Origin of the sequence: Paenibacillus caui, assembly GCF_019904135.1 — a bacterium.
In the GTDB taxonomy this organism is placed as follows: domain Bacteria; phylum Bacillota; class Bacilli; order Paenibacillales; family Paenibacillaceae; genus Fontibacillus; species Fontibacillus caui.
In genome coordinates, this window is the sequence record NZ_JAIOGQ010000055.1 from 1 (window position 1) to 10,913 (window position 10,913).

At 46.2% G+C, this 10,913-nt stretch carries 11 protein-coding genes; 4 read left to right on the plus strand and 7 right to left on the minus strand.

Features of this window, described 5'->3' with window-relative positions:
• Positions 1-267: hypothetical protein (locus K7397_RS20510; RefSeq protein ID WP_223070451.1), on the plus strand; the 267-nt coding region annotated here is incomplete at its 5' end.
• A gap of 16 nt (positions 268-283) precedes the next feature.
• Here K7397_RS20510 and K7397_RS20515 read toward each other — a convergent pair.
• Both K7397_RS20515 and K7397_RS20520 read right to left on the minus strand, forming a co-directional pair.
• Positions 284-2,467, minus strand: coding sequence for a YhgE/Pip domain-containing protein (locus K7397_RS20515; protein WP_223070452.1), 2,184 nt, complete (start codon positions 2,465-2,467; stop codon positions 284-286).
• Positions 2,468-2,505: 38 nt separating this feature from the next.
• Positions 2,506-3,102 (minus strand): TetR/AcrR family transcriptional regulator, encoded by a 597-nt coding sequence (locus K7397_RS20520; RefSeq protein WP_223070453.1) that lies wholly within the window; start codon positions 3,100-3,102, stop codon positions 2,506-2,508.
• 366 nt (positions 3,103-3,468) lie between these two features.
• On the opposite strand from K7397_RS20520, the gene K7397_RS20525 reads away from it, so the two are divergent.
• Complete coding sequence (locus tag K7397_RS20525; RefSeq protein ID WP_223070454.1) at positions 3,469-4,638, plus strand: MGDG synthase family glycosyltransferase; 1,170 nt, start codon at positions 3,469-3,471, stop codon at positions 4,636-4,638.
• Here the strand turns inward: K7397_RS20525 and K7397_RS20530 are convergent.
• On the minus strand, positions 4,629-5,408 hold the full coding sequence (locus K7397_RS20530) for a cell wall hydrolase (RefSeq protein WP_223070455.1): 780 nt from the start codon (positions 5,406-5,408) through the stop codon (positions 4,629-4,631). The genes K7397_RS20525 and K7397_RS20530 overlap by 10 nt on opposite strands.
• Positions 5,409-5,751: 343 nt before the next feature.
• Here K7397_RS20530 and K7397_RS20535 point away from each other — a divergent pair, with 343 nt between their 5' ends.
• Both K7397_RS20535 and K7397_RS20540 read left to right on the plus strand, forming a co-directional pair.
• Positions 5,752-7,446, plus strand: coding sequence for a methyl-accepting chemotaxis protein (locus K7397_RS20535; protein WP_223070456.1), 1,695 nt, complete (start codon positions 5,752-5,754; stop codon positions 7,444-7,446).
• Between the two features lie 182 nt (positions 7,447-7,628).
• Positions 7,629-7,895, plus strand: a complete 267-nt coding sequence (locus tag K7397_RS20540; protein ID WP_223070457.1) for a hypothetical protein — start codon at positions 7,629-7,631, stop codon at positions 7,893-7,895.
• A gap of 135 nt (positions 7,896-8,030) precedes the next feature.
• Here the strand turns inward: K7397_RS20540 and K7397_RS20545 are convergent, their stop codons facing one another.
• The 4 genes from K7397_RS20545 to K7397_RS20560 all read right to left on the minus strand — a co-directional run bounded on the left by K7397_RS20545 (position 8,031) and on the right by K7397_RS20560 (position 10,794).
• Positions 8,031-8,501, minus strand: a complete 471-nt coding sequence (locus tag K7397_RS20545; RefSeq protein WP_223070458.1) for a hypothetical protein — start codon at positions 8,499-8,501, stop codon at positions 8,031-8,033.
• Positions 8,502-8,948: 447 nt separating this feature from the next.
• Positions 8,949-9,086 (minus strand): transposase, encoded by a 138-nt coding sequence (locus tag K7397_RS20550; RefSeq protein WP_420488820.1) that lies wholly within the window; start codon positions 9,084-9,086, stop codon positions 8,949-8,951.
• A 119-nt stretch (positions 9,087-9,205) separates the two neighbouring features.
• The gene (locus K7397_RS20555) at positions 9,206-9,721 is read right to left on the minus strand and encodes a hypothetical protein (protein WP_223070460.1); all 516 of its coding nucleotides are present in this window, start codon (positions 9,719-9,721) and stop codon (positions 9,206-9,208) included.
• A gap of 281 nt (positions 9,722-10,002) precedes the next feature.
• On the minus strand, positions 10,003-10,794 hold the full coding sequence (locus K7397_RS20560; protein ID WP_223070461.1) for a hypothetical protein: 792 nt from the start codon (positions 10,792-10,794) through the stop codon (positions 10,003-10,005).
• Positions 10,795-10,913: the final 119 nt, after the last annotated feature.

Here is a 10,913-nt window from a genome sequence, read left to right on the forward strand (position 1 = left end):
CTTGAACAACTCTATTATAACGTTCGCATCAGGTGGTTTTTTGCTATAAGCCTGGACTACACCACCCGCATAGCGGGTGGATTTTTGTTTCGCACGCTTCGCGAGCTCAACTGGCTTAAGCCACTATTCATCTTGAGCGCTGATCGCGCCCAATTTTCTCCCCGGGTTTGCCTCCCAAGGGATCAGAGGCCTGCTTCGGAAAATAAAAAGCCGCCCCCAAAGGCTGCATTTGCAGTTCCTGCGGGGGACGGGCCTGATGGTCTGTAAATTTTTCTAAAAACGGTTAAGCCGAAACGGTCTGCTCATTCGTTACCGAAGCGCCGCGCGGGGTATGCGAAATAAAGTAAGCCAGCGTGAGCGCCACGAAAATAACGGCATAGACCAGCAGCAGATCCAACTGTCTCCACATGAGACTGTAATCTCCACTGGCGATGACGGCTTTGAATCCCGCCACCGAGTGGCTCATAGGAAGCCAAGGGTGGATCGGCTTCATCCAGCTTGGCAGCAGTTCTACCGGGAATGTGCCTCCGCTGGTCGTGAGCTGAAAAATCAGCAGCAATATGGCGATAAAACGTCCAGGCTGATCCAGCCAGGTGACAACCGCCTGTATGATCATCATGAATGCGATGCTCGTGACGAACGTAAACAGATAGAACAGCGGAACGCTTTTCACTTCAAGCCCAATTATGCTGTGGATGATGAAAGCTGCCACGATGGATTGGAAAAGACTCATCGCTCCAAAGGACAGGAACCGGCTCACAAAACGCTGCCAGCCGCTGGCCTCAGGGTCCGAAGTGCCTCTCATGGAAAGGATGATGGTTGAAAGCAGTCCCCCTACAAACAAGCCCAGCGAGAGGAAGTATGGCGCAATTCCTGTGCCGTATTTGCTGATTTTACGGCTGTCATTTTCAGATACATTAACAGGCTGCGCATACATTGAGACGGCATCGTCCGTTCCTTTCACTTTGGATGTATCGCCTGCCGCTTCGTTCAGCTTGTCGGCCAGCTTGCCGGCGCCGCTCACAAGATCCTGCATGCCGCTCTTGAGCGTGCCCGCTCCGTCGCTGAGCTGCTGTGAGCCGCTGCTCAGCTCATCCACGCCGCCGCCGAGCTTAACGATGCCCTTCTGCAAAGCTCCGGTACCTTCAGCAAGCTGTCCAGCGCCTTGCGCAAGCTTGTGGCTGCCGGCTGCCGCTTCATTCAGCTTGCCGCCAAACTGCTTCATGCCTTGCGTAAGCTGCGGACCAGCTGCCTGAAGCTTCTGCGCACCGGCAACGAGCTGCTGTCCGCCGCTGACTACCTGATCGCTGCCCGCAGCCAGCTTCTGATTGCCCTCCACAAGCTGGCTGCTGCCTGCAAGCAGCTGCTTCTGTCCCTCTTGCAGCTGTTTTGTGCCCTGGGCCACAGCCTGGCTTGTCGCCAGCAGCTTCTGCATGGAAGGATCATTCGCAAGCGCCGGATTGGCTTTCATCAGCTGATCCAGCCCCTGAGCCACTCCGCTCGCTCCCTGTACCAGCTGGTCGCTGCTATCCATGGAGCTTTGGAGCCCTTGCTGCAGCTTGACGCTGCCATCAAGTGAGGCATGAATGCCTTCATTCAGCTGATGGTTGGCGTCTTGCGCGGAGTTCAGCCCGCTGGCAATTTGGGATACGCCTTGAACAGCGTCGTTCGTGCCCTTCTCCAGCTGCTTGTGGGCTGCGCTCAGCTGATCCAGCCCGCCAGCCAAGCTCGCCGCGCCGACGCTGAGATCTTTCGTTCCGGCGCCCAGCTTGTTCGCGCCGCTTTCCAGCGGGCTGATTCCGTCGCTAAGCTTCGTTGTTCCGTTCACCAGCTTGTTCAGGTTTTCCTTCAGCCTGGCTGTTCCGTCTTCAAGCTTGCTGGCTCCGTCGTGGAGATCGCCTGCGCCGCTGCCCGCATCGGCCAGCCCGTTTGAAATCTCCGACACTTTGCCGAACAAACTGTCAGTGTAGGCCTCCGTTACTTTTGCGGAAACCTTTGACTTGATATCCTTGATGGCGCTGTTCCCGATCTGCCCCGCAATAAAGTTATAGTCGCCATTAGGCTCATAGATCAGCTCCGCGGGCTTCGGATTATCCTCCATCAGCGTTGTCGCCTGGGCCGAGAAATTTTCCGGAATCGTTATTTTCATATAATACCGGTTGTCGGCAATACCCCGCATAGCCTCTTGTTCGTTTACAAAATCCCAGTCAAAATCTTTGTTCTTCTTCAATTCATCCACAAGGTCGTTCCCGATATGGAGGGCTTTGCCCCCGTAATCCGCGCCTTTATCCATATTGACAACCGCCACAGGCAGCTTATCCAGATTGCCGTACGGATCCCAGAAAGCTGCTATGAGCATGCCGCTGTACAAAATCGGGATGAAGATCACGGCAATGACAGAGATAATGTTCAGCGGTTTTTTCGCCGCAACTCTCATGTCTTTGAAAAAGACAGATATGGCCTTCATGATCAGTTTCTCTCCTTTATTTCTCTCTCCAATCTGCTTTAGTCTTTCACGGCTTGTTGTTTAGGCACAAGACCTTCGGCGAGGAAAATGTTGAAATAATGCTTGATGTCTTCTTTGTCCAAAGCCTGATGCAGCTTGTTCCAATCTAGGCTTAGGGCAATATACAGTTTCAATATGACAAAAGATACAATCTTCGGGTCGGCGGGTATCATTTCGCCCTGATCAACAGCCTGGATAACCTGTCTTTCCATATAATCCAGAATAACATTCTCAATCCTCTGCATCGCTTCCTGGGCCTGAAGCGTACCGAACTCACGAACTTCCTGGGACAATTTCACGAGCAATTCGTGCTCGCTCCTGAAATCCAGCATGGCATCCAGTCCCTTATACAGTTTGTCAAAGAACGGTTGATCGTCACGAATTTCCCGCAGTACCACCGTCTTCATCTCTGTAATGACGTTGTGCAGAATCTCGTCAAACAGCTCTTCCTTGTTCGTAAAAAAGGTATAGATGGTTCCTTTGCCCACGTTCGCGATTTTTGCCACCTGATCCATTGTCGTCGCTTTGTATCCGAACAACGAGAAGGATTTAGCTGCAGCTTCAACAATCTGCTTGCGGCGATCTATGGCCGGCATCGCCCTCTCCTCCTTTCCTTTCAAGTTTCGGTTCGCACGAAACTGACCAAAATTCTAATGCAGTCAGTCGGTCAAATTTCACTTTATCACGATTCTGTATCCATATCAAGCAGGTTTGCATCAATTTTCATGGAGTTTGCATTCACCTTACATTTTGAATTTGCAACATATTTTCCCAATTGGGTTAAACTAAATCGGACAGGCTTCCGGATTTGGCGTCCCCGACCTAAGTCCAGCATGGAAACCAGTCCCCAGGCTCTTCACGCTAAAATTTGCAAATTTTACAATAGTACTTGCATAAGTGCCAAGCTGCGGGATCTACCTGCAGTCCGCACAGTTATTTGTTAAACGGGGGTTCATTAAAAAATGGGAAAGAAACGCGTATTGATTCTGTCCGAAGGATTCGGCTTTGGACATACCAAAGCTGCTTACGGTTTGGCAGCCGGACTCAGACAGAAGTTTCCGGGCGTGCAAGCCAAAGTTATGGAGCTTGGGACCTTTCTTAATCCCTCCATTGGTCCCTTGATTCTGGCCGCCTATCGAAAAACCGTAAGCACAAGCCCGCTGCTGCTGGGCATATTCTACCGCAGCAATTATCACAAGCCGATTAACCGGCTTACCCGGCTTGCGCTGCACAAGCTGTTCTATGCCCGCGCCTTGCGGGTGGTTACCCAGCTCAAGCCGGATCTTATTGTTTGTACCCATCCCATTCCGGGAGCTGTCATGGCCCGTCTCAAAGCGGAGCATGAAATCGATGTGCCGGTCTGCACGCTCATTACGGACTATGATGCCCACGGGGCGTGGCTAAGTGCAGAAATAGACCGGTTTCTCGTATCTACGCCGGAGGTTAAGCAATTGCTGACCGAAAGCGGGATTTCCCCTGCGAGAGTCAAGGTCACCGGCATACCGGTTCATCCGAAATTCTGGAGCGTCAGCGACAAATCCAATATCCGCAAGGAGCTAGGACTCGAGGATATGCCAACCGTGCTCGTTATGGGCGGCGGCTTCGGATTGCTATTCGAAGAGGAGATGATGGAAGGATTAGCCGCCTGGCGCGACAGAGTCCAGCTTCTAATCTGCACCGGCACCAACGTAAAGCTTGCGGAAAAGCTGCGGAGACATCCGGCCTTCAATCACAGCTATATCCGGATACTCGGGATGACCGATCAGGTGGACAAATTAATGGACGCCTGCGATCTGCTCATCACCAAGCCGGGGGGAATCACCTGTACGGAAGGTCTGGCCAAAGGAATCCCCATGCTGTTCACAGGCTGTATTCCCGGACAGGAACAGCGGAATTGCGAATATTTTGTAAAAGCCGGTTACGGATCGGTATTAGCGGATAGGGAAACGCTGGATCAATGGTTTATTCGCCTTACATCCAACCGTCCTTTTTCGCAGCGCGAAAATAGCGATCCGGCAAGCGATATCAAGACACCCGTCCGCTACGATCCTGAAAAATGTGTTATGACCATCGCAGAAATGCTGTACGCACCTGATGACCTGTTAATCGAAGAGAGTGCCGTTTATTTATAAAATGTATGATTGCCGATCTTCTTCGACTGCTTCTGGCTGCGATGCACGGACAAATCCGTAGCAAGCTTCAGGGACAGGAAATAATAGGTGTCGTCACTAACTTCCTTGCGTCCTTTCAACGTTTCTGCAACGGCTTTAACGGAGTCTGCATTCGGCTTGATACGCTTAAGGCGCCCGTTCGCAACCGGGCTGAACTGGTGTTTCTGATAGATCACATCATAAATCGTATCGGGGTAATTGGCTGACCGCAGCCGGTTAAGGACAACGTTGGCAACTGCCACTTTGCCTTCGTACGGTTCGCCTTCTGCTTCCGCCATGACAATCTTTTGCAGGAGAAGCAGCTCTTCTTTCGATACTTCGTAGACCCGGGTGGCTTTGTCTTTATACTCCGGACGAAGCAGCGCAGTGCGCGTAAAGAAGATTTTTACGGGGGGAGCAACTCGGTTGGCCGCTGCCTGTGCAGCGGTTTTTATCTGCCTTTTGGGCTTGGCTTTTGCCTGTTTCGAATCAATGGCCAATTGCATGTGCTGTGCCAGTTTTTCTTGAAGCGTAAACGGAATCGACCTGCTCCTTTGCTTAATAGGCCCGATATCCGGCGCCCTTGCTGGAATTTCCTCGTATTTGTGTGAAGCGGCCGTCAGATGCGGGAAGCCCGCGCTCTGGTAATGGACATTGCGCAGCATATTCCATAGCAGAAAAAAGCCTCCTATACATATAAAAATAGTACTAATTAATAACATCACATAACGATGTTGTTTCAATAATTCCATATCGTCCTCCTGTGTTTCGGTAAATCTTCTATGGCTGCTTTCGGCCGAAACCTCCCGTTCTCATTCGGGAGCCGAAATGGCCCTGTTTATTAGCTTACTCCCCTTTTAAGTAACCGAATCTCGCATTTTTAAATAATATCGTAGGCCGGAAAATTGCATTTCCCAGCTTATATCAAATCCCCTTAAATTCATATCACTCCTTTGCAGTTGTCATTTTTCTGCCACAATCCATCCGATTTCGTGCGTCAAATTCAATCGTTTCACCATTGCTATTTAATTTATAATGACTTAAGAACTACCTGCATGAACAATATCCAAAGAAACGAACGGAGAGAAGAAAAGCATGGGATTGGCGCGAAAAATTACATTGATATTGATCGGCATTCTGCTGATCGCCGGGATCTCCATCAGCATTGTATCCTATCAAACCTCCTATCATCAAGTTGATGAATCCGCAGGGATTGAACTCGTTGGATGCGCGAATATTACAACAGGTCTCATTCAGCCAAGCGATATTGAGAAGTTGGCCCATGGCGATACCTCCAGTCTGGAAGCCATCGAAACCCGGTTAAACTGGACGGTTGACCATAAGCCGATATTCAAAGAAGCTTTCATCATCTCGGCGGATGGAACCATCCTTGCGGCGGACAAGCGTCTCAAAGCAAGAGGCTACCAAGCAGGCGACAAGTTTTATCTGAATCAGGAAGATCATGACATGCTCGCCTCCAGCCATCATTCGCTTTACTCCAAAGTGTATACATATGACGGCGTCCGGCTGAAGACCGGCTACGGTCACATCTACCGTAGCAGCGATCCGAACCAGCCGATTGTCGGGCTCATGGCGATCAACTTCGACGCTTCGATCATCAGCGATCGAACATGGGAGATTCTGACCTGGCCGTTCATCATTGGCTGCATGGTCCTGTTTATTACAGGCGCAGCCATCATGATTGTGGTTCGCCGGATGATAGCTCCGCTGTCCGCATTGTCGGCCAGAACCAACCTGATGGCCCATGGCGATTTAACCTCGGAACCGCTCGGCTTAAACCGTCGCGACGAGATCGGCAGACTTGCCAGAGACTTTGACCTTATGAGCGGCAATTTGCGAAAACTCATTCTGGAAGTGGGCGAGACTTCGTTTCAGGTAGCTTCCTCGTCAGAGCAGTTATCCGCCAGCGCCGAACAAAGCGGCAAAGCCAGCGAGCAGACGGCAGCAGTTACCGCAGAGCTTCATTCGGGGGCCGACAAGCAGCTTCGCAGCCTAAAGGATAGCTCCGGTGCCGTCCAGGACATGTCCGAATTTATAGCCGAAATGGCCATGAACGGCCATGAAGTTGCCCGGGCAGCCGCCGATGCCACCGAGGTGACCAAAAGCGGAACAGAGGCTGCTCAGGCTGCAATCCGGCAAATGGGCACAATGAATGACAGAGTTCAAAATCTCGCGGACATTATAGGCACACTCGGCGCTCATTCCAAGGAAATCAACAATATCGTGCATATTATTACCGATATAGCCGACGAAACCCATCTATTAGCCATCAACGCGGCCATTGAGGCTGCCAGGGCAGGCGAGCATGGCAGAGGTTTTGCCGTCGTTGCCTCTTCCGTCCGCAAGCTGTCCGACCGGTCCAAAGCATCCGCCGAACAAATCTCGACGCTTATACGTTTGATCCTCAGTCAAATGGAGCTTGCTACGGATACTATGAAGGCAACCGCCGAAGAAGTCAACCTCGGGACACAGCTTGTCCGCAGCGCCGGGGATTCCTTCGACTCCATCCGCCAGTCGTCTGTTGCTACGGCGCACTCGATTGAAGAGTTGAACTGCACCCTTCAGAGACTATCCGAGAGATCGGAGCAGCTTGTACAAACGAGCCGGGTCATTGTAGATGTAGCGGCAAGCACAGCAGGTGGGGCCAAAGAAATGTCCGCAGCTGCCGAAGAACAGCTTGCAGCCGCCCAGGACGTAAGCAGCTCAGCCGAATTTTTATCGGAGCTATCTGAAAAAATGCATGAGCTTATTGAACGGTTTAAAGTCTGACCCTATACATTAAACACCAAAAGGGCTGCTCTTGGCAAAACAATCTGTCAAGAACAGCCCTATTTTTTTAGGCTCAAAACCAAAACCAGTGCTTGACGAAATAAACTGAGGTTGAAAATGGAAAAACATCTGCTAATCCTGTAATGTTATAAGTCCGACCAAACAACAATAGGAATAGATAGATGCAGACTCAGTATATCAATGAAATGCTTAACTTGCCAGAACTAAAAGTTTCCCAAATTCTGTCCATCGATACCGATGAACTTCATATCGACGCACAACCGATTAGCCACAAGCAATGCTGCCCGGTTTGTCAATCCGATGTAAGAGTGACGCGTAAAGGGAGCAATGACATGCGGGTCGTCAGGCCCGCCACAATCGCGTTAAAGCCTTTCAGCGTCGCCATTACTTCACTCGAAATCGCAACCGTTACAAAGCAGGCATTTTGATTGAATGTAATCGTCATCGTTTGTTAGGCTGAAATCAAGCACTGATTTTGAGATTTGAGCCAGAAGGGGATATAACTTATTCCTCAAAAAAATAAGTCTTGACATTGGGGGCATTACAGGTTGAGCTAAAAGTGCTCAGTTAAGTAACTTATTAATAAAAACTATCATCTCAGGTTGATCAATTTTATATTTCTTAGAATTTGAATTTGAAGTTGTTGTGACAAAAATATCTTTTGAATTATATTGTATTCTAATTTCCGATTTATCCTGCAGCAATAGTGTAACTCCAAAACTAATGCTTCCCGATATTGAGTTAACATTATAAATCCGATTAACTGGAACAGAATTATATAGTCTAATTAATTCACTAATTTCTTGCTGATCCAGTTTTAGCTTTATCTTATTTATTTTTAAAAGTTTCTCGTTACGTGTATAGGTAACTTTTTCAGCAGTAACTGTAGTAATATCTTCTTGGGCAATTGGCCTTAATATAGAAGTGTTTGAAACGTTGTCTTTGAAATTATTATAGAGAATATAACTTATAAGAATAATTGAAACCAATGATAAGACTGAAAAAATAAGAACCCTTATTGTTTTAGTTTTCATAATTGTTCCTTTCGATTTTAATTAATTTGTTACATTGAAGTTTATAGACTGATCAAGGGAGGACTAAACTTAGCTAAATAACCACCATCTTGTAAGATTCTCTTTGATTGAAGAAGCCATCAATTCACTTGACCACTTCTCCAATCATGAGGTAACGTCACAAGGCCGAACGCTATGCTATGCTCGTCGTACTAACTCTTTGTTAGCTGTGATATACATCAATACAATTATTTTTCGTTGTCGCTTATTGTTTAATAACTCAACTCTCTCAGGCTGAAATCAGCAAAACAAGACATGGTAGGGCAGTTCAAGGCCGCTCTATATAGGTAGTCACAGCACCACCTGTTCAACGGGGGGCTTGATATCGCTCCTATAAGGGGCCTATTACTGGTAGCGCCTAAAGGCGCGGTTTCCGCCAGCCATTTTTACTGGCTACCCCTTAAGGGTTTATTTCGATGCCTTGTCTTCGATGATATTTGCTTCTTCTTGTTTTTGGATGTACTCTCGGATCACATCTTTGTTGGTCCCGACCGTGCTTACGTAATATCCACGTGCCCACAAATGTCTTCCGCTCTCTTGTTTCATTTACGGAAAAGGTAGCCTGCTAAAAGCAATAATAAGGAAGCACCCATTCCTAAAAGGAACAGGTCACTTCCTTAGCTTTAATAAGAAGTAGGTGGGTGTTTTAAAGAATTAATTCAAAATTACAAACCATTTGTAAACCTTACGGAACTAGCTGGTCTGTAAATTGTGCTTCCTATTTTAATGTCTGCTGAGTCGTTATAAACAAATGAAGTAATTTGACCACCTTGAATATCAGCTTCACTAATCTCAGTTGTTTGATGTTCTGCACCAAGAACATCTACATTTGTAGCGGATTCCGAACTCCAAGTTGCTGTCGAAGAAGTTTTTGTTGGACTAACAGAATAGCTTGGGGGCCAGCCAATAGTTAGTGTGCCTGTTGAATTTATAACATTAACAGTTACACTTTGATATAATTTAATGTAAGCTGGCGTTTCAGAACCGCCCCAGCTTGCAGCTTGTCCCCCCCAAGTTCTGTCATATCCGCCACTTCTAAAATCACTAGCGGAGTTATATTTCGCCCAGGTATAACCCAATGCGTTCGAATTTATACTACTGTAACCCCATTCATCGCCGTAGAAATCCGTATCCGTTTGTGTAACACTTACAGTTGTTTGTTGAACAGAGCCTTTTCCCATGTAGTTATTTACAATTTCAAGTGCTTTTTTCTTCTCCTCATGTGTTCTTGCCCCCCTTAACTCATAAATTTTCTTCCCATTATCCTCGTAAATTGAAAGTTCACCTTGTGACGATTTTTCGTTTAAAGATGGATCCGCATTATTGGACAGGGAAACTGGAATTGTTTCAATTTACTTTTTACTATGTTGCTCAGAAGCAGAAACATTTGGTGTAGATAAGGAGAAAACTAATCCGATGGATAAGAGTAAAGACGTTGTTTTTTTCACAAATAAATCCCCTTTCAATTTTTATACTTCTTATTCAAGCTATTTTTAATGAAAATATTATTATTAATAACATTTTCATACACCCACACACCATAATAAACAGATCTTAAATCAACGTTATCTTTATGGGAGGTATAACTAAACATTCCATCGTCTACATAGTGAGCTTTTAGAATGTTAGAAATAGATTTAACATTATCTTCACTTTGTATAATTGATTGATACTTATCTGGTTCTGTTTTGCTAAGACTTACAAGACTAAAATATAAGCACTCTAGTTGACCTTGATCCAGATCATTGAAGTTCTGAATATTTTTTATTAAAAAATCACTATGTTTAATAATGGCACTATTATTTTTATCATCAATTTTATATAGAATTAATGAATTATAGCTTTTAGTCTGAACACTAAGATAATCATTGTTTTTTGTCGTTTTTTGTATTGCTTTTTCTGCAGTAAATGTTAATTTTTCTTTAATATCTGATTGAAGGGGGATGTTTAACTCCTCCAAGATTTCTAGATAAGAATATACTTCAATAAGTTTATTTATATCGCTATCTACTGAGTAAGTCTTCACAGCTTTTAAAAAAAGGGATTCAATATCTGAAATATCAGAATTTTGGATCGCATCTCTATTAAATTCGATCATCAATTTCCAATAATATGGATGGTCTCTCCCTTCCTTATAATTATTCAAATATTTCACAATATTTTCACTTACATCAAACTTTAAGACCTTTGATAGTTGAACTACATAATAGGTAGAAATAATATCACTCTTAATTGGATTAATTGATATGAGCATTTTGCATAATTCCGTGATTGAGAATTAGACAGCAGAATCTAAGGAGTAGTTGGTGGTGTATTTTCGTCTCAGGTGACTTCGGACATAAAAAAGGGCAGACCTGCAGAATTTCTGTTCGT